This window comes from Streptomyces sp. CA-251247, from assembly GCF_050952975.1.
Taxonomy (GTDB): Bacteria; Actinomycetota; Actinomycetes; order Streptomycetales; family Streptomycetaceae; genus Streptomyces; species Streptomyces achmelvichensis.
This window is the reverse complement of sequence record NZ_CP191861.1, coordinates 6,150,102-6,167,511: the sequence shown is the minus strand read 5'-3', so window position 1 is coordinate 6,167,511 and position 17,410 is coordinate 6,150,102. Positions and strand designations below refer to the sequence as shown.

The window sequence follows — 17,410 nt, the reverse complement described above, 5'->3', positions numbered from 1 at the left end:
TGCGGTGTCTCCAGCGCACGTAACGCGTGAGAGGCCGGACTTGTGCCCGACCTGAGGCGGAGATTTTGCCTCACATCAAGGTCTGTTACTCAATCGACACCCAACCGGATCCCTCGAGAGGTGATCCGTTGAGTGGCGAAGGGGACCGTACACGGTCCGAATGCCGCACTTCACAGCGCCACCCCGTGTACTTCCCGTGATCCGGACCCCCGGAAACCCGGACTTTTCCCGGCTTTCCGACAAGAGTCTTGATCACGGAGAGTAGATGGCCTGAAATTCATATCTGTGATCGATCCCACACCCTCAACTTCGGAACAGGTCCCGAAAATTCCGCGTAAAGCGAACTAAGTGCGCAGGTGCCGACCACTGTCTCAGACGGGCAGGGTGACTCGCATCACGAGGCCTCCGCCCTCGCGAGGCTCCGCGATGATACGGCCTCCGTGAGCCCTGGCCACCGAGCGCGCGATCGAGAGCCCCAGGCCGACCCCTTTGTCGCTGCCCGTGCGCTCCTGCCGCAGCCTTCTGAACGGCTCGAAGAGGTTGTCGATCTCGTACGCGGGAACCACCGGTCCGGTGTTCGAGACCACCAGGACCGCCTGGCCGCCCTCCGTCTCCGTGGTGACCTCCACCCAGCCGTCGTCCGGCACGTTGTAGCGCACGGCGTTCTGTACGAGGTTCAGCGCGATCCGCTCCAGCAGGACGCCGTTGCCCTGCACGGTGGCGGGCCCGCGCTCGCCGCGGATCTCCACGCCCTTGGCCTCGGCCTCGCCCCGTGACTGGTCGACCGCACGGGTGGCGACCTCCGCCAGGTCCACCGGCTTGCGCTCGATGACCTGGTTGTCGCTGCGGGCGAGCAGCAGCAGACCCTCGACGAGCTGTTCGCTGCGCTCGTTGGTGGCCAGCAGGGTCTTGCCGAGCTGCTGGAGCTCCACGGGTGCCCCGGGGTCGGAGAGATGGACCTCCAGCAGCGTGCGGTTGATGGCGAGAGGGGTCCGCAGCTCGTGCGAGGCGTTCGCGACGAAGCGCTGCTGGGCGGTGAAGGCCCGCTCCAGCCGGTCCAGCATCTCGTCGAAGGTGTCGGACAGCTCCTTCAGCTCGTCGTCGGGCCCGTCGAGCTCGATACGGCGCGAGAGGTCCGAGCCGGCGACCTGGCGGGCCGTGCGGGTGATCCGGCCGAGCGGCGACAGGACGCGGCCCGCCATCGCGTAGCCGAAGGCGAAGGCGATGATGCTGAGGCCGAGCAGCGCGAAGAGCGAGCGGCGCAGCAGGTTGTCCAGGGCGATCTCGCGCTGGTGCGAGACGCAGGCCCGCAGGGCGGCGTTCGCCTCGTCGGCGGAGAGGTCAGAGGTGAGACCCGCACAGCTGTTGTCGGTCAGCTGCACCCTGCTGTCGGGCAGCAGCTTGATCGGCACACCGTTGCCGGCGTGCAGGGCCTGGGCGGTCAGCAGATAGATGATCGACAGCAGCAGGATGCCCGCGATCAGGAACATCCCGCCGTACAGCAGCGTGAGCCGTATCCGGATCGTCGGACGGAGCAGGGGGCGTACCGGGTCCCGCGGGTCCCAGGTCGGCTTCGGGGGCGCCGTGGGCGGCGCGGGAGCGGCGGTCACGGGGTCAGATCCGGTATCCGGAGCCGGGCACGGTGACGATCACGGCCGGTTCGCCGAGCTTGCGGCGCAGGGTCATGACGGTCACGCGCACGACGTTGGTGAACGGGTCGGTGTTCTCGTCCCAGGCCTTCTCCAGCAGCTGCTCGGCCGAGACGACGGCGCCCTCGCTGCGCATGAGGACCTCCAGGACCGCGAACTCCTTGGGGGCGAGCTGGATCTCCCTGCCGTCGCGGAAGATCTCCCGGCGGTTGGGATCCAGCTTGATCCCGGCGCGCTCCAGGACCGGCGGCAGCGGCACCGTCGTACGCCGGCCGAGCGCGCGCACCCGGGCGGTGAGCTCGGTGAAGGCGAACGGCTTCGGCAGATAGTCGTCGGCACCGAGCTCCAGGCCCTCGACCCGGTCGCTGACGTCGCCGGAGGCCGTCAGCATCAGCACGCGGGTCGGCATGCCCAGCTCGACGATCTTCCGGCAGACGTCGTCGCCGTGGACGAGGGGGAGGTCGCGGTCCAGGACGACCACGTCGTAGTCGTTGACACCGATCCGTTCCAGGGCCGCCGAGCCGTCGTACACGACGTCGACGGCCATGGCCTCCCGGCGCAGTCCGGTGGCCACCGCATCGGCGAGCAGTTGCTCGTCCTCGACGACGAGTACGCGCACGTCGCGTTCCTTCCTCCGTGGCCCGTCACCCATGATCAGGGCTGGTTGTGCACTGTCTGTGTGTCTCCATCCTGCCCGTTACGCGCGTAAACCGGCTGTAAGGCGAGGACGGCCGGCCCCGGCGGACCAGGGCCTTCCGGAAAGGGGCGGATTCCTGGGCCAGTTGAGGTTTCCTTGAGAGAAGCGCTGGGGAGGACGACTAAACACCCGCGATCACGCCCTGTATGTGGCACGCCACGACTTGTTCCAGGGTGGATCACCCCACCTCTGCTGCGGCAGGGGGACCCCGAAGGCACACCCCCGTGCCACCGACCCACGACTTGGGGGCGCACATGGACGCATTCACCGCAGGACTGCTTCAGCGCATAAAGGCCGCAGAGACCGACCTGACACTGGCGCGTGAGACGGGCGACGACTTCCTGGCGGATGTCGAGCAGGCGGAGCTGGACGACCTGCACCGCCTGGCCGCCGAGCACGGTGTGCACGTCGACGAGGAGCAGCGGGTCGGCGCAGCCTGACGCCGGTCCACGCACAGTGCCCCGACGCCGCGGGACGGCGTCGGGGCCCCTGTGTGTGCGGGTGCCGCCTCGTGCGCGGAGATCCGTGCGCGCGGCGAGGCGTCAGTCGTGCCAGGCCCCGAACTCCTCCAGCAGCCCCTGGAGCGGCTCGAAGACGCCCGGGCTCGCCGCCAGCGTGAGGTCGTAGGACGGCCGCTCCCCGGGGCGGCCGCCGGTCAGCGCGCCCGCCTCGCGGGCGATGAGGTCACCGGCCGCCAGGTCCCAGGGGCTCAGTCCGCGCTCGTAGTACCCGTCGAGGCGGCCCGCCGCGACATCGCAGAGGTCCACGGCCGCCGAACCGCTGCGGCGGATGTCGCGCAACCGCGGGATCAGCCGCTGGGCCACGTCGGCCTGGTGGCTGCGCACGGTCGCCACGTAGTTGAAACCGGTGGAGACGAGCGCCTCCGCCAGCGGGGGCGCGGGCCGGCACCGCAGCGGCCGGTCACCGGCGTACGCGCCGCCGCCGGTCACGGCACGGTAGGTCTCCCGGCGCATGGGGGCCTCGACGACACCGACGAGCGTCTCGCCGTCGCGCTCGGCGGCGATGGAGACGGCCCAGGTCGGCAGGCCGTACAGATAGTTCACCGTGCCGTCGAGCGGGTCGACGACCCAGCGGATGCCGCTGGTGCCGGCGCTGGACGCGCCCTCCTCGCCCAGTACGCCGTCGTCAGGACGGCGTTCGGCCAGGAATCCGGTGATCAGCTTCTCGGCGGCGATGTCCATCTCGGTGACGACATCGATGGGGCTGGACTTGGTGGCTGCGACACCGAGGTCGGCGGGGCGGCCGTCCCGCAGCAGCTCCCCCGCCCGTCGGGCGGCCTCCAGGGCGATGTCGAGCAGTTCGGACAGGAGAGGGTCGGTCACGGCGACTCCTTGGGCGTACGGATCATGCGTACGGGCTGTCGGCGCCGGCGGCCGCGGGGCGAGGAGCCCGGGCCGGGCAGCAGCCGATGGGGCACAGGTCGTGGGAGGGGCCGAGGGCGCCCAGCGCGCAGCGCTCGGCGGGCACACCGCGCTCGGTGGCGGCGCGCTCCAGCACCAGGTCGCGGACGGCTTCGGCGAAGCGCGGGTCGGCGCCCACGGTCGCCGAGCGGCGTACGGGCAGCCCCAGCTCGGCCGCCTTGGCGGTGGCCTCGGTGTCGAGGTCGTACAGGACCTCCATGTGGTCGGAGACGAAGCCGATCGGCACCATCACCACCGCCGGTACGCCGGAGCCGTGGAGCTCCCCCAGGTGGTCGCAGATGTCCGGCTCCAGCCACGGGATGTGCGGGGCACCGCTGCGGGACTGGTAGACGAGCTCCCAGGGGTGCTCGGTGCCCGTCTCCGCGCGCACGGCGTCGGCGATCTGCCGGGCCACGTCCAGGTGCTGGCGTACGTAGGCACCGCCGTCCCCGTGGTCCGCGACGGGGCCCGAGGTGTCGGCCGCCGCGGTCGGGATCGAGTGGGTGGTGAAGGCGAGGTGCGCACCTTCGCGCACCGCGGCGGGGAGGTCGGCGAGGGCGCTCAGCACGCCCTCGGTCATGGGGCCGACGAAGCCGGGGTGGTTGAAGTAGTGCCGCAGCTTGTCGACGCGCGGGAGCTCCAGCCCCTCCGCCTGCAGGGTGGCGAGCGCGTCCGCGAGGTTCTCCCGGTACTGGCGGCAGCCCGAGTACGAGGCGTAGGCGCTGGTGGCGAGGACCGCGATGCGGCGGTGGCCGTCGCGGGTCATCTCGCGGAGCGTGTCGGTCAGATACGGCGCCCAGTTGCGGTTGCCCCAGTACACCGGGAGATCCAGTCCGTGGTCCGCGAAGTCCTTGCGCAGGGCGCCCAGCAGGGCACGGTTCTGGTCGTTGATGGGGCTGACGCCGCCGAACAGGAAGTAGTGCTGCCCCACCTCCTTGAGCCGCTCCGTGGGGATACCACGGCCGCGCGTCACGTTCTCCAGGAACGGAACGACATCGTCCGGACCCTCGGGGCCGCCGAAGGAGAGCAGCAGCAGGGCGTCATAGGGGGTGGGATCGCGATCGTCGGACATGAAAACGATCCTGCCACCACCCCCGCGCCGTCCGGCGGGGACCCACCCCACGCCGGTGAACCGGAAACGGCGGTGCGCGGCCTCCGCCGGCGGACGTAATCTGTCAACGTCACTGATACGCCTTACGGAGCCCCCCGTTGCCGAGTCCCTACCGCGCCATCTTCGCCGCCCCCGGCAGCAAGGGTTTCTCCTTCGCGGGGTTCTTCGGCCGTATGCCGATGTCGATGATGGGCATCGGCGTCGTGACCATGATTTCCCAGCTCACCGGCCGCTACGGGCTGGCCGGCGCGCTCTCGGCGACGCTGGCGATGTCCGCCGCGGTGATGGGCCCGCAGATCTCCCGGCTGGTCGACCGGCACGGCCAGGCCAGGGTGCTGCGCCCGGCCACCCTCGCGTCGGTGGCCGCCGTGGCGGGCCTGTTGGTCTGCGCGCAGCAGGGTGCACCCGACTGGACTCTGTTCGTCTTCTCCGCCGCGGCCGGGTGCGTGCCGAGCGTGGGCTCGATGGTCCGCGCCCGGTGGGCCGCGATCTACCGTGGCTCGCCGCGCGCGCTGCACACCGCGTACGCATGGGAGTCGATCATCGACGAGGCGTGCTTCGTTCTCGGTCCGATCGTTTCCATCGGTCTGTCCACGGCGTGGTTTCCCGAGGCGGGACCGCTGCTGGCGGCGGCCCTGCTGCTCATCGGCGTCTTCTGGCTGACCGCGCAGCGCTCCACCGAGCCGGTGCCGCATCCGCGCGAGCAGCACACCAGGGCCTCGGCCATGCGCTCCGGCGGACTTCAGGTCCTGGTGCTCACCTTCGTGGCCACGGGCGCGATCTTCGGGGCGGTCGACGTGGTCACCGTGGCGTTCGCCGAGGAGCAGGGGCACAAGGCCGCGGCCAGTGTGGTGCTGGCGGTCTACGCGCTCGGCTCCTGCGTCGCGGGCCTCGTGTTCGGACTGCTCCACCTGAAGGGTCCGGCCGGCCGGAGGTGGCTGGTGGGAGTCTGCGCGATGGCCGTGAGTATGATCCCCCTCCAACTGGCCGGGAGCCTCACCTTCCTGGCCGTGGCGCTCTTTGTCGCGGGCCTGTCCATCGCACCGACGATGGTGACCACGATGGCTCTCGTCGAAGCGCACGTACCGCGCACCAAACTGACCGAAGGCATGACCTGGATCAGCACCGGCCTCGCGGTCGGAGTGGCGCTCGGCTCCTCGGCCGCCGGCTGGACGGTGGATGCCGCCGGAGCGGACGCGGGGTACGCGGTGCCCGCTGTCGCGGGAGCGGTCGCGGCCGTCGTGGCGCTCCTGGGGTATCGCCGGCTGAACAGGCCGGTGCCGACGCGGGAGGGGCGGGCCGATGAGCACGATCAGCACGACGAGCACGAGTCGCACGTGGCGTAACTGGGCCGGAAACGTCTCCGCTCGTCCGGCCAGGGAGGCCTCCCCCGCATCGGCCGAGGAGGTCGCGGACGTCGTACGGCAGGCGGCCGAGGCCGGTCTGCGGGTGAAGACGGCGGGTGCCGGTCACTCCTTCACGGCGGTCGCCGCCACCGACGGACTGCTGATACGGCCCGACCTGCTCACGGGCATCCGGCACATCGACCGCACGGCGATGACCGTGACGGTCGAGTCGGGCACCCCGCTGAAGCGGCTGAACGCGGCCCTCGCCCGGGAGGGCCTGTCGCTCACGAACATGGGCGACATCATGGAGCAGACGGTGGCGGGCGCCACCAGCACCGGTACGCACGGCACCGGCCGCGAGTCCGCCTCGATCGCCGCCCAGATCAGGGGCCTCGAACTGGTGACGGCCGACGGCTCGTTGCTGACGTGCTCGGAGAAGGAGCGTCCTGAGGTCTTCGCCGCGGCCCGGATCGGTCTCGGCGCACTCGGCGTGATCACCGCGATCACCTTCGCCGTGGAGCCGATCTTTCTGCTGACGGCGCGCGAGGAACCGATGACCTTCGACAAGGTCACCGCGGAGTTCGACGCGCTGCACGCGGAGAACGAGCACTTCGAGTTCTACTGGTTCCCGCACACCGGCAACTGCAACACCAAGCGCAACAACCGCAGCATGGGTCCGGCGTCCCCTCCCGGCACGGTCAGCGGCTGGATCGACGACGAGCTGCTCTCCAACGGGCTGTTCCAGGTGGTCAATTCGGTGGGCCGGGCCGTACCGGCGACCATCCCCGCGATCGCCAAGGTCTCCAGCCGGGCCCTGTCCGCCCGCACCTACACCGACATCCCGTACAAGGTCTTCACCTCGCCGCGCCGGGTGCGCTTCGTGGAGATGGAGTACGCGCTCCCGCGGGAGACCGCGGTCGCGGCGCTGCGCGAGGTGAAGGCGATGATCGAGCGCTCCCCGCTCAGGGTCAGCTTCCCGGTGGAGGTCCGCACGGCTCCGGCCGACGACATCACGCTGTCCACGGCCTCGGGCCGGGAGAGCGCCTACATCGCGGTGCACATGTACCGGGGGACGCCGTACCAGTCGTACTTCACCGCCGTCGAGCGGATCATGACCGCGCACGGCGGCCGGCCGCACTGGGGCAAGGTGAACACCCGTGACGCGGAGTACTTCGCCGAGGTGTACCCGCGCTTCGGCGAGTTCACGGCGCTGCGCGACCGGCTGGACCCGGAGCGGCGGTTCGGGAACGACTATCTGCGGCGGGTCCTGGGCGACTGACTGCTCACCGGGTGTCGCCGTCGCCGCGGTCCGTTCACCGGGTGTCGCCGGTGCCGCGGTCCGCTCACCGAGCGTCGTCGGTGCCCGCGTCCGCGCCGGTGCCGGTGCCGGCACCGGGGTCCGGGGCGGAGGCGGACGGCGTGGGAGTCGGTGTGGGCGTGGGCGTCGGGCTCTGCTTGCCGTCGTCGCCGGTGGACGGGGACGAGTCGGGGGACGTGGGCTCGGTGTCCGCGTCGTCGCCCTGCCTGCCGGTCCCGGAATCTTGTGAACGGCCGCCGTCGGGACCCGTGTTCGTCTCCCCTTCCGGAGAGCGCCGCTGATCGCGGTCCTGGTCGGGGCTCTGCGACGGGCTGGTGGCCGGCGCGGGATTCCCGCCGCCCCCGCCCCCGCTGCCTCCACCGCGGACGGCCGAGCCGACGGTCGTGCCGTTGCCGCCGCCGAGTTCAGCCCCGGAGGCCACCTCGTACCCGGTGATGCCGACCATGGCCACCCCGAACACGACGGACGCCGCGACGAGGGGCCGTTTCCAGCCGCGGACGCGGGTGCCGTGGGTACTCGCGGCGCTGAACTCCTCGCGGCCTTCTTCCCGGTGGACCTGCCGGAGCATCTGTGTCGCGTCATCGGCCGGAGGCAGCGGCACCTGACGGCCCTTCGGCTTCGTCTGGACCGTGACATCGCGTATCTGCTCGCCGGTACGGCGGAAGAAGTGCTGGAACACCGAGCCGCCACAGGTGGCGACGACACTGACGAGGCCCGCCCCGATGATCGTGCCGTAGACGCCGAGTTGGGAGGCGAGCACCGCCGCCGCGATCGCCGCGAGCGCGCTGCCCGCCACTTGCGGGACGCTCAGGTCCAGTCGCTGTCCTCCCTCTTGCGTGCGCTGTGCTCCGGTGTCCGGCTTCTGATGCATCCTCAGTCCCTGCTTGCCCTTCTGTCACGTCTGTACCAATGAAGGACAAACGAGCGAAGTGAATAGTTCCCTTTGGGAAGATTCTGTGAATCACGACACCCGTCACCCATGCCCCCGCCCCGAACTGCCGTACGCAGGCAGAAGTTCGGCGGCGCGGCAGTCCACCCACATGGCCCGAATGGAGTACTGTGGCGAGCCCTGGGCCCGGCGTCCCTTGTGGATGCCAGGACCCCAGGTAGGGGGCCGAATGTGGCGCTCGATCCGGCGGCGCCGCGGTACCGCACGGGAACCTGCACACAGAGTGACCGACGGTCACGCTGAGTGCCGAACAGGTAACCGTGCCATAACGGCGATCCAGGGCCTGTGCCCGACACGCCGGGCAACTCGGCAAGGTTGTGGCAGGCTGCACCCGGGCAGGCCACACTCGACTAGCGGAAGCAGCGACGCACGTGACGTCGGCAGGCACCACCCGGGAGGTCCCCATGCCCGAACTGCGTGTCGTGGCCGTCTCCAACGACGGCACACGACTGGTGCTCAAGGCTGCGGACAGCACGGAATACACGCTTCCGATCGATGAGCGGCTGCGCGCCGCCGTGCGCAACGACCGCGCCCGCCTCGGGCAGATCGAGATCGAGGTGGAGAGCCACCTCCGTCCCCGCGACATCCAGGCACGTATACGCGCAGGTGCCTCCGCCGAAGAGGTCGCGCAGATGGCCGGCATCCCGGTCGACCGCGTACGCCGCTTCGAGGGGCCCGTGCTCGCCGAGCGCGCGTTCATGGCGGAGCGGGCCCGCAAGACTCCCGTGCGCCGCCCCGGCGAGAACACCGGACCGCAGCTGGGCGAGGCCGTGCAGGAGCGGCTGACCCTGCGCGGCGCGGAGAAGGACGCCGTGCAGTGGGACTCGTGGCGCCGTGACGACGGCACGTGGGAAGTGCTGCTGGTCTACCGGGTGGCGGGCGAACCGCACTCGGCGAGCTGGACGTACGACCCGCCGCGGCGGCTCGTCCAGGCCGTCGACGACGAGGCGCGCGCACTGATCGGCGAGACCGACGACACCATCGCCTCGCAGGAGCCGAGCTTTCCGTTCGTTCCGCGCATCGCGCGGCTGCCGAGGGACCGGCCGCTGGACCGTGGCACGGAGCGTCCGGTGGAGCCCCCGTCGGCGGAGGACAACAGCAACGGCAGCAGCGAGCGCGATTCGCTGACGAGTCTGCTGGAGGCGGTGCCGAGCTTCCGCGGCGACATGGTGGTGCCGGAGCGCCCGGCCCCGCCGGAGCCGCCGACGGAGCCGGTGCAGGAGCCCGAGGCGGAGGAGCCGGTTGCCCCGGCGGCGTCCGCCGGCGCGGGTTCGGCGTACGCGGATGTGCTGATGCCGCGGTCGGTGGCGGGCCACCGCGACCGTCTGACCGGCACCACGGACCGCCAGGCCGAGGCGGACGGCGTCCGCCCGGGCCGCCGTGCGGCGGTCCCGAGCTGGGACGAGATCGTCTTCGGCACGCGGCGCAAGAAGCAGGAGTAGCAGGCGAGGTGACGCGAAGGGCCCGGCACCGTGGGTGCCGGGCCCTTCGCATGTCTCGTCCGGATACCGGCGGAGGCCTCAGCCCCTGTCCGGGCCCGTCGCCACCGGGCGGTCCGGGTCCTGGGACCACTCCGACCAGGAGCCTGCGTAGAGGGCGGGGTGGAAGCCCGCCAGTTCCAGGGCGAGGATCTCCTGGGCGGCGGAGACGCCCGATCCGCAGTAGACCCCGATCTCCGTACCGGGTTCGGCTCCCAGCGCCGCGAAGCGTGCCCCCAGCGCCTGGGGCGGCAGGTAGCGGCCCTTGTCGTCCAGGTTCTCGGTCGTCGGGGCCGAGACCGCGCCGGGGATGTGGCCCGCCACCTTGTCGATCGGCTCGACCTCGCCCCGGTACCGCTCCCCCGCGCGGGCGTCCAGGAGCAGGCCCGAGCGCGCCAGCGCGGCAGCGGTGTCCGCCGTCAGGACCGGCAGCGCACCGGGGGCGGGCATGAAGTCGCCCTCCGCGGGCTCCGGTGCCGCGGTCTCCAGCGGCCCGGTCCACGCCGCGAGGCCGCCGTCCAGGACCCGTACCTCCGTGTGACCGGTCCAGCGCAGGAGCCACCAGGCGCGGGCGGCCGCCCACCCCTGGGCCGCGTCGTACGCGACCACGGGCGCGTGGGCCGAGACCCCGGCGCGGCGCATCACCGCTCCGAACACCGAGGGATCGGGCAGCGGATGGCGGCCCGCCGCTCCGGGCGGGGTGGCCAGTTCCGCGTCCAGGTCGACGAAGACCGCGCCGGGGATGTGGCCGGCGTCGTAGTCGGGCCGCCCGTGCGGCCCGCCGAGCTGGTAGCGGACGTCGAGGAGCACCGGCGGGCGGGGGCCGGCCAGCTCGCTCGCAAGATCGGCAGCAGTGATGATGGGGTTCATGAAAGCCATCCTCGCGCAGCACCAGGCCCTCCCGTAACGCCGCTGATTCGGATGTGCCGCCTCAAAACGGGCATCCTCCATCGGGAACCCGCCAAATCCGGCGCGGCCGGGGCGCGTCGGACGCTTCGGGGTGCAAGCATCTGCTGGGGCGACCGGCCGTTCCGCACAACGGCCCATCCGGTTCCCCGCACGGCCACCACAATGGTCCGAGGAGAGAGAAGACAATGACCGAGGCGACTCGGCACACGCCCGGCACACCCTGCTGGGTCAGCTTGATGGTGCACGGCCTTGAGGCGACTCAGGCTTTCTACGGCGAGCTGTTCGGCTGGGAGTTCTCGCCCGGGCCACAGCAACTCGGCCCGTACGTCCGCGCCCTGATCGACGGCAACGAGGTCGCGGGCATCGGGCGGCTGCCCGTCGACCGGCATCTGCCGACCGCATGGACGCCGTATCTGGCGACCGACGACGCGGATGTGACCGCGGAGGCGGTCCGCAGCTGCGGTGGCACGCTGGGCGTCGGCCCGCTGGACGCCGGCGACGCCGGCCGCATGGCGATCGTGACCGACCTGGCGGGCGCCGTGTTCGGTCTGTGGCAACCGGCCGCACACGCGGGCACCGCTCTGCACGGCACACATGGCACGCCGGTGTGGAACGAGCTGCTCACCACGGACACGCAGTCCGTCACGAAGTTCTACCAGGCCGTTTTCGGCTACGACGCCAAGCCCGACGGCGATCCCGGCGAGGACCGGGTGACGCTCTGCCTGGACGGCCGTCCCGTGGCCGCTCTGCACGGCGTCCCGTCCCGGACCCGCGACCGGGGCAGCCACTGGATGACCTGGTTCGAGGTCGAGGACCCCGACATGACCGCACGCCAGATCACCAGGATCGGCGGTCAGGTCCTCGAACCTCCCGCGGACGGCCCCCACGGACGGCTCGCGAGGGTCGCCGATCCGGAGGGCGCGGTGTTCACGATCGTACGGTCACTCCGTTGACGTCCACCGGCAGGACGTCCGGGGACAGCGTCGCCGCACGGGCGCTCGCGGCGGTCATCCGGCGCCGGTGGTGCCGTCGGCACAACACCTCGTAGCCGACCTCGTCGCCCGCGTTGACGTCTCCGACCACGACCTGGGCGCCTTCGACGACCATCACCCCGCCGACCGTACGGGCGTTGTGCGTGGCCCGAGCGCCGCACCAGCACAGCGCCTCGACCTGAAGCACCTCGACCCGGTCGGCGAGTTCCACCAGCCGCTGCGAGCCCGGGAAGAGCTTGGAGCGGAAGTCGGTCGTGATGCCGAAGGCGAAGACGTCCAGGTCCAGGTCGTCCACCACACGGGCGAGCTGGTCGATCTGCTCCGGCGCGAGGAACTGCGCCTCGTCGGCGATCACGTAGTCGCAACGGCCGCCCTGGGACAGGCTCTCGACCAGGTACGCGTAGAAGTCGAAGCCCTCCGCGGCCTCGACCGCGTCGGTCACCAGGCCGAGCCGGGAGGAGAGCTTGCCCTCGCCGGCCCGGTCGTCGCGCGTGAAGATCATGCCCTGAAGACCGCGCGTGGACCGGTTGTGCTCGATCTGAAGAGCGAGGGTGCTCTTTCCGCAGTCCATGGTTCCGGAGAAGAACACCAGCTCGGGCATGGGAGGTTGAGGACCTTTCGGGTCTGTGGGCGTCGTTCAGGGGTGCGGTACGGGGGCAGCGGGACGGCTACGAGCGTACTTCGATCAGCGGCACGAGCTGCTCGACGGGGGTCATCGAGCCGTGCATCCCGACCATCGCCGACTCGTTCGGCTCGCGGACGGAGGCGGTCACCACGACGTCGTCGCAGGCCGCGGCCACCACATCGCCGATCCGGCCGTGGACGCGGTCGTCGATCACGGGACCGAACCAGCCCGCCTCGATCGCCTCCTCGCGGCCCGCCACCCAGAACTGCTCGCCGAGCACCTCGCGCCAGACGGCGAGGACATCGGCCTCGGCGCCGGGGACCGCGTAGACATGACGGGCGCGGCCCTCACCGCCCAGCAGGGCGACTCCGGCGCGCAGTTCCCAGTCCTCGTCGAAGTCGATGCGCGACTGCTCGTCGAAGGGGATGTCGATCATGCCGTGATCGGCGGTGACGTACAGCGCCGAGCGGGGCGGCAGTTGCTCGGCCAGGCGCTGCACCAGCCGGTCGACGTACATCAGCTGGCCGCGCCAGGCGTCCGAGTCGACGCCGAAACGGTGGCCCTTGCCGTCGACCTCGCTGTAGTACGTGTAGACCAGCGAGCGGTCGCCGGCGGCCAGTTGCTCGGCCGCCAGGTCCATCCGCTCCTCGGCTCCGAGCCGTCCGTGAAACGTTCCTCCACTGAGCGCGACCTGGGTGAGCGGGGTCTGCTCGAAGGTGGGTGAGGAGACCTGTGCGGTGTGCACGCCCGCCGCGTCCGCGAGCTGGAAGACGGTGGGGTACGGCTGCCAGACCTTCGGCGGCGTCCACGGCTTCCAGCGCAGCTGGTTCATCAGCGCGCCCGAATCGGGGTCGCGGACGGTGTAGCCGGGGAGGCCGTGCACGCCGGGCGGCAGGCCGGTGCCGACGGAGGCCAGCGAGGTCGCGGTGGTGGCGGGGAAACCGACGGTGATGGGACGTCCCGTGCCGCCGCGCGAGGTGCCGAGCAACGAGGTGAGGTACGGGGCCTCGTCGGGATGGTTCTTGATCTGCTCCCAGCCCAGGCCGTCGATCAGGAAGACGCAGTTCCGGTCGGCGGGGGTGAGCTCGGGGATGCTCTGGGTGAAGCCGGGGACGCCCTGGCCGGCGGCGAGCGTCGGCAGCAGGTCGGCGAGTGAGCCGGTGCCGTAGGCGGGCACGGGCGCGGTGTCGACGGCGAGCGGGGCGGGGTGGGCGTTCCCCCAGCCCACAGGCTCCGGGGTCGGGGTCGAGTCGTCTCGCCAGGCAGCGGGCTGGGCCATCAGCGCGTGGCTGCCGTGGCTTCGGAGAGCGCCTGGGCGAAGGCGAGGGTCTGGCGGACCGTGTCGGGTCCGTCGCCCGCCTCGCTGACCCGAAGACTCAGATCGTCCGCCGTGGAGCTGCCGGTGTAGCCGTGGTCCGCCTCGCAGTTGGGGTCGCCGCAGGCGGCGGGCTCCAGGTCGAGCCGGGATACGGCGCCCCAGCCGATGGTGAGGACGACCTCGCGCGGCAAGGTGCCCGGGGTGTACGACTCCGGATTGGCGACGACCCGGCTGACCACGACCGACGAGATCCGGCTGAGCTTGACCGATTCGGTGGAGGTGGTGGCGTACGGCGTCGGGGAGCTGGTGTCGGCGGCCTGCTCGTCGGTGTGGCTCACGATGAAGCGGTTGGCCGTCAGCACGAGGACCGTCACATGGCGGCGCACTTCGTTGGCGTCGAACGTGGTCTCCTGGTGCACCAGGTAGGACGCGATCTGCTCGCCTCCGACGGCGGCCTCCACCGCCTCGGCCACGAGAGCCGGGTAGTAGCCGCTGCGCTCGATCGCCGCGCGCAGCCCCTGGGTCGTCGTACCGGTCTTCGCCATGGGGCCCATCCTACGGGGCCCCGACAGCGGTGAGCGTTCAGTAGCTGGGGAGTCGTCGGGGTCCCAGGTCGCTCTGGGTGGTGGGTGGGGCGAGGCGTACGGACGCGCCGAGGACCGTGAGCCCGTGTTGAGCGACGACGACCGGTTCAAGACTGATCCCGATCACTTCCGGATGGTCGTCGACCAGTCGTGACACGCGGAGCAGCAGTTCCTCCAGGGCAGGGGTGTCGACGGGCGCCGAACCCCGCCAGCCGAACAGCAGCGGGGCGCTGCGGATCGACCTGATCAGCTCGGCCGCGTCACGATCGGTGGCCGGAACGAGACGGTGCGAGGTGTCCCCGAGCAGCTCGGAGGGGGCGCCCGCGAGCCCGAAGGAGAGCACCGCGCCCACGGCGGGATCGAGGGCGGCACGCACCACGGTGTCGACGCCGCGCGGAGCCATCGCCTGCACGACCGGCTGGAGCTCCTCGGGCTTCCCGAGCAGCTCGGTCAACTCGGCGTACGCCTGCCGCAGTTGCTCCTCGTTGGCCAGGTCCAGCCGCACGCCGCCGAGGTCGGCACGGTGCCGCAGATGGGGGGCGGTGGTCTTGAGCGCGACGGGGTAGCCGAGCCGGCCGGCGGCCCGTACGGCGTCGTCCGGTCCGGGAGCGGGCAGGGTCGGCCGCACATGGATCCCGTACCGCGCGAGCAGATCGTGGGCGTCGGCCGGGGCGAGGGTGATGCCCCGGGCGTCCCCGGGGGCCTGGAGCAGCGCCTCGATCCGGGCACCGGCACCGCTCTCGTCGATGTCGTCGTACTCGGGAACGCGCCCGGGCTCGGCTGCCTGGCGTCGCCACTGGGCGTACCCGACGGCCTCGGACAGGGCGCGGACGGCACGCTCGGCCGCGGGATAGGCGGGGATGCGGCTGCCCGTCGGCCGGGCACCGGGTGCGTCCTGCGCGGCACCGCCGGCCTCGCTCGCGTCCGCGGGGCCGCGCGTGTCCGGGGTGCCCTCGGCCGGCGGCGCGGCCGCAGGCGGCTGTCCGGGGACGGTCCGTGTGCTGGTCGCCGCCGAGAGGGCGTCCGCGAGACCGCCGAGTTCGACGTGCACCACCATGACCGGCTTCGCCGGGGCGGTGGCGGCCGCGTCGCGGAGCGCCGCCGCCAGGACCTCACCGTCGCCCGCCTGCGGGTCGCCGTCCTCCCCCACCCACGGAATGGCCGTCACCACCACCGAGTCGCAGCCCTCGTCCGCCAGGGCCCGGGCCAGCGCCGAGCGGAAGTCCGACGGCGTCGCCGCCGTCGTGAGGTCCAGCGGGGGCAGCGGGCGCAGCCCGGCCGCGAGGCAGGCGTCGTAGGTGAGCAGACCGAGGGACTCGGAATTGCCGAGGATGGCGACCCGCGGGCCCGCGGGCAGGGGCTGGTCGGCGAGGAGGATGCCGGCGTCGACGAGTTCCGTGACGGTGTCGACGCGGATCACACCCGCCTGGCGGAGCAGCGCCCCGACCGTCGCGTCCGGGACGCGGGTCGCCGGCACCGCATGACCGGGCGGCTCGCTGCCGCTGTGCCGGGCGCCCTTGACGACCACGACCGGCTTGACCGCCGCCGTGCGCCGGGCGAGGCGGGAGAACTTGCGCGGATTGCCGATCGTCTCCAGGTAGAGCAGGACGACATCGGTGTCCTGGTCCTCGTACCAGTACTGGAGGAAGTCGTTGCCGGACACGTCCGCGCGGTTGCCGGACGAGATGAAGGAGGAGAGTCCGGCGCCCCTGCGGTGCAGTCCCGCGAGGAGCGCGATGCCGATCGCCCCGGACTGGGTGAACAGACCGATGCGTCCGGCGGCCGGGGTCTCGGGCGCCAGCGAGGCGTTCAGCCGGACGGCCTGCGAGGTGTTGATGATGCCGAAGGCGTTCGGGCCGATGATCCGCATGCCGTACGACCGTGCCTGGCGCACCAGTTCCCGCTGGAGCAGCCGGCCCTGCGCCCCCGACTCCGCGTATCCGGCGGACAGCACGACCAGGCCCTGTACGCCGTGCTCACCGCAGTCGGCGACGGCCTCCGGCACCCGTTCGGCGGGCACGGCGACGATCGCCAGGTCGACCGGCTCCGCCGTCCGGGCCACGATCTCGCCGACCGAGCGGAACGCCGGCACGCCCTCCAGCTCGGTCTGCGACTCGGCGAAGGCCCGGTTCACCGCATACGTACGGCCGGTGTAGCCCGCCCCCAGCAGATTGCGCAGCACCGTACGGCCCACCCCGCCGGGCGCCCGGCCGGTGCCGATGACCGCGACCGAGCGCGGCGCGAGCAGCCGCTGCACCGAGCGCGCCTCCGCACGCTGCTCGCGGCCGCGCTGCACCGCGAGGGACTCCGCCGTCGGTTCGAGGTCGAGGGTGAGATGGACGGAGCCTTCCTCAAAGCTGCGCTTCTGGGTGTAGCCGGCGTCCCGGAACACCTTGATCATCTTGCCGTTCGCGGGCAGCACCTCGGCCGCGAAGCGGCGGATGCCGCGCTCCCGGGCCACCGCCGCGATGTGTTCGAGCAGGGCGGATGCCACGCCCCGTCCCTGGTGCGCGTCCTGGACCAGGAACGCGACCTCGGCCTCGTCCGCCGGCGCGCTCGCCGGGCGTCCCGTGGGATCGATCCGGTCGAAGCGGACGGTCGCGATGAACTCGCCGCCGACCGTGACCGCGAGACCCACCCGGTCCACGTAGTCGTGATGGGTGAACCGGTGGACGTCCTTGGCGGACAGCCGGGGGTAGGGCGCGAAGAAGCGGTAGTACTTCGACTCGTCCGAGACCTGTTCGTAGAAGCTGACCAGGCGATCCGCGTCCTCGGCGGTGATCGGCCTGATGCGCGCGGTGCCTCCGTCGCGCAGCACCACGTCTGCTTCCCAGTGAGCGGGGTAGGCGTGGTCCGGCTGGGTCTGCATGGCAGAAAGCGTACGGCGCGATCACCGGTCGCGGAGGGTGTTGGGGCGCGGCAGTCTGAGGATGGCCCGCAGACGTCCGCGGTCGGACCCGGGGCCGGTGCCGACCCGCGACCGCACATGAGAGACTGGTCTAGACAACCGCTA

The 17,410-nt window shown here is 71.7% G+C and carries 15 protein-coding genes; 5 read left to right on the top strand and 10 right to left on the bottom strand.

Going from position 1 to position 17,410, the window contains the following annotated elements; all coding sequences use genetic code 11:
- Positions 1 to 371: 371 nt before the first annotated feature.
- Complete coding sequence (locus tag ACQPWZ_RS27380) at positions 372 to 1,610, bottom strand: sensor histidine kinase (RefSeq protein WP_433572616.1); 1,239 nt, start codon at positions 1,608 to 1,610, stop codon at positions 372 to 374.
- Positions 1,611 to 1,614: 4 nt separating this feature from the next.
- Positions 1,615 to 2,268 (bottom strand): response regulator transcription factor, encoded by a 654-nt coding sequence (locus tag ACQPWZ_RS27375; RefSeq protein WP_313943634.1) that lies wholly within the window; start codon positions 2,266 to 2,268, stop codon positions 1,615 to 1,617.
- Positions 2,269 to 2,600: 332 nt separating this feature from the next.
- Here ACQPWZ_RS27375 and ACQPWZ_RS27370 point away from each other — a divergent pair, with 332 nt between their 5' ends.
- Positions 2,601 to 2,786 (top strand): hypothetical protein, encoded by a 186-nt coding sequence (locus ACQPWZ_RS27370; RefSeq protein WP_313943635.1) that lies wholly within the window; start codon positions 2,601 to 2,603, stop codon positions 2,784 to 2,786.
- Positions 2,787 to 2,888: 102 nt separating this feature from the next.
- Here ACQPWZ_RS27370 and ACQPWZ_RS27365 read toward each other — a convergent pair whose 3' ends face one another.
- Positions 2,889 to 3,689, bottom strand: coding sequence for an inositol monophosphatase family protein (locus tag ACQPWZ_RS27365; protein ID WP_313943636.1), 801 nt, complete (start codon positions 3,687 to 3,689; stop codon positions 2,889 to 2,891).
- Between the two features lie 22 nt (positions 3,690 to 3,711).
- A complete protein-coding gene (locus ACQPWZ_RS27360) occupies positions 3,712 to 4,839 on the bottom strand; it encodes a ferrochelatase (RefSeq protein WP_433572615.1) in 1,128 nt (375 codons plus the stop codon).
- 137 nt (positions 4,840 to 4,976) lie between these two features.
- On the opposite strand from ACQPWZ_RS27360, the gene ACQPWZ_RS27355 reads away from it, so the two are divergent.
- The gene (locus tag ACQPWZ_RS27355) at positions 4,977 to 6,224 is read left to right on the top strand and encodes an MFS transporter (protein WP_433572614.1); all 1,248 of its coding nucleotides are present in this window, start codon (positions 4,977 to 4,979) and stop codon (positions 6,222 to 6,224) included.
- The gene (locus tag ACQPWZ_RS27350) at positions 6,181 to 7,503 is read left to right on the top strand and encodes a D-arabinono-1,4-lactone oxidase (protein WP_433572613.1); all 1,323 of its coding nucleotides are present in this window, start codon (positions 6,181 to 6,183) and stop codon (positions 7,501 to 7,503) included. The genes ACQPWZ_RS27355 and ACQPWZ_RS27350 overlap by 44 nt, the downstream gene beginning before the upstream one ends.
- 64 nt (positions 7,504 to 7,567) lie before the next feature.
- Here the strand turns inward: ACQPWZ_RS27350 and ACQPWZ_RS27345 are convergent, their stop codons facing one another.
- Positions 7,568 to 8,413 (bottom strand): hypothetical protein, encoded by an 846-nt coding sequence (locus tag ACQPWZ_RS27345; protein WP_433572612.1) that lies wholly within the window; start codon positions 8,411 to 8,413, stop codon positions 7,568 to 7,570.
- Between the two features lie 482 nt (positions 8,414 to 8,895).
- Here ACQPWZ_RS27345 and sepH point away from each other — a divergent pair, with 482 nt between their 5' ends.
- Complete coding sequence (gene sepH / locus ACQPWZ_RS27340) at positions 8,896 to 9,933, top strand: septation protein SepH (protein WP_340475870.1); 1,038 nt, start codon at positions 8,896 to 8,898, stop codon at positions 9,931 to 9,933.
- A gap of 78 nt (positions 9,934 to 10,011) precedes the next feature.
- Here the strand turns inward: sepH and ACQPWZ_RS27335 are convergent, their stop codons facing one another.
- On the bottom strand, positions 10,012 to 10,839 hold the full coding sequence (locus ACQPWZ_RS27335) for a sulfurtransferase (protein WP_433572611.1): 828 nt from the start codon (positions 10,837 to 10,839) through the stop codon (positions 10,012 to 10,014).
- A 224-nt stretch (positions 10,840 to 11,063) separates the two neighbouring features.
- Here ACQPWZ_RS27335 and ACQPWZ_RS27330 point away from each other — a divergent pair, with 224 nt between their 5' ends.
- Positions 11,064 to 11,831, top strand: coding sequence for a VOC family protein (locus tag ACQPWZ_RS27330; RefSeq protein WP_340475868.1), 768 nt, complete (start codon positions 11,064 to 11,066; stop codon positions 11,829 to 11,831).
- Here ACQPWZ_RS27330 and ACQPWZ_RS27325 read toward each other — a convergent pair.
- From ACQPWZ_RS27325 to ACQPWZ_RS27310, 4 genes are all read right to left on the bottom strand, one after another.
- Positions 11,806 to 12,471: a thymidine kinase gene (locus ACQPWZ_RS27325; protein ID WP_313943644.1), complete on the bottom strand. Its 666-nt coding sequence runs from the start codon at positions 12,469 to 12,471 to the stop codon at positions 11,806 to 11,808. The two genes, ACQPWZ_RS27330 and ACQPWZ_RS27325, sit on opposite strands and share 26 nt — an antisense overlap.
- A 67-nt stretch (positions 12,472 to 12,538) precedes the next feature.
- Entirely contained in the window at positions 12,539 to 13,774 is a 1,236-nt protein-coding gene (locus ACQPWZ_RS27320) for an alkaline phosphatase family protein (RefSeq protein WP_356704324.1), read from the bottom strand.
- Positions 13,774 to 14,358 (bottom strand): DUF5998 family protein, encoded by a 585-nt coding sequence (locus tag ACQPWZ_RS27315; RefSeq protein ID WP_327679420.1) that lies wholly within the window; start codon positions 14,356 to 14,358, stop codon positions 13,774 to 13,776. The genes ACQPWZ_RS27320 and ACQPWZ_RS27315 overlap by 1 nt, the downstream gene beginning before the upstream one ends.
- Positions 14,359 to 14,395: 37 nt before the next feature.
- Positions 14,396 to 17,266 (bottom strand): GNAT family N-acetyltransferase, encoded by a 2,871-nt coding sequence (locus tag ACQPWZ_RS27310; protein WP_433572610.1) that lies wholly within the window; start codon positions 17,264 to 17,266, stop codon positions 14,396 to 14,398.
- Positions 17,267 to 17,410 lie beyond the last annotated feature (144 nt).

Coding starts and splice junctions, on each gene's coding strand:
- ACQPWZ_RS27335 (WP_433572611.1), bottom strand. CDS start 10,839: ATGAACCCCATCATCACTGCTGCCGATCTTGCGAGCGAGCTGGCCGGC.
- ACQPWZ_RS27330 (WP_340475868.1), top strand. CDS start 11,064: ATGACCGAGGCGACTCGGCACACGCCCGGCACACCCTGCTGGGTCAGC.
- ACQPWZ_RS27370 (WP_313943635.1), top strand. CDS start 2,601: ATGGACGCATTCACCGCAGGACTGCTTCAGCGCATAAAGGCCGCAGAG.
- ACQPWZ_RS27360 (WP_433572615.1), bottom strand. CDS start 4,839: ATGTCCGACGATCGCGATCCCACCCCCTATGACGCCCTGCTGCTGCTC.
- ACQPWZ_RS27320 (WP_356704324.1), bottom strand. CDS start 13,774: ATGGCCCAGCCCGCTGCCTGGCGAGACGACTCGACCCCGACCCCGGAG.
- sepH (WP_340475870.1), top strand. CDS start 8,896: ATGCCCGAACTGCGTGTCGTGGCCGTCTCCAACGACGGCACACGACTG.
- ACQPWZ_RS27350 (WP_433572613.1), top strand. CDS start 6,181: ATGAGCACGATCAGCACGACGAGCACGAGTCGCACGTGGCGTAACTGG.
- ACQPWZ_RS27310 (WP_433572610.1), bottom strand. CDS start 17,266: ATGCAGACCCAGCCGGACCACGCCTACCCCGCTCACTGGGAAGCAGAC.
- ACQPWZ_RS27325 (WP_313943644.1), bottom strand. CDS start 12,471: ATGCCCGAGCTGGTGTTCTTCTCCGGAACCATGGACTGCGGAAAGAGC.
- ACQPWZ_RS27315 (WP_327679420.1), bottom strand. CDS start 14,358: ATGGCGAAGACCGGTACGACGACCCAGGGGCTGCGCGCGGCGATCGAG.
- ACQPWZ_RS27345 (WP_433572612.1), bottom strand. CDS start 8,413: ATGCATCAGAAGCCGGACACCGGAGCACAGCGCACGCAAGAGGGAGGA.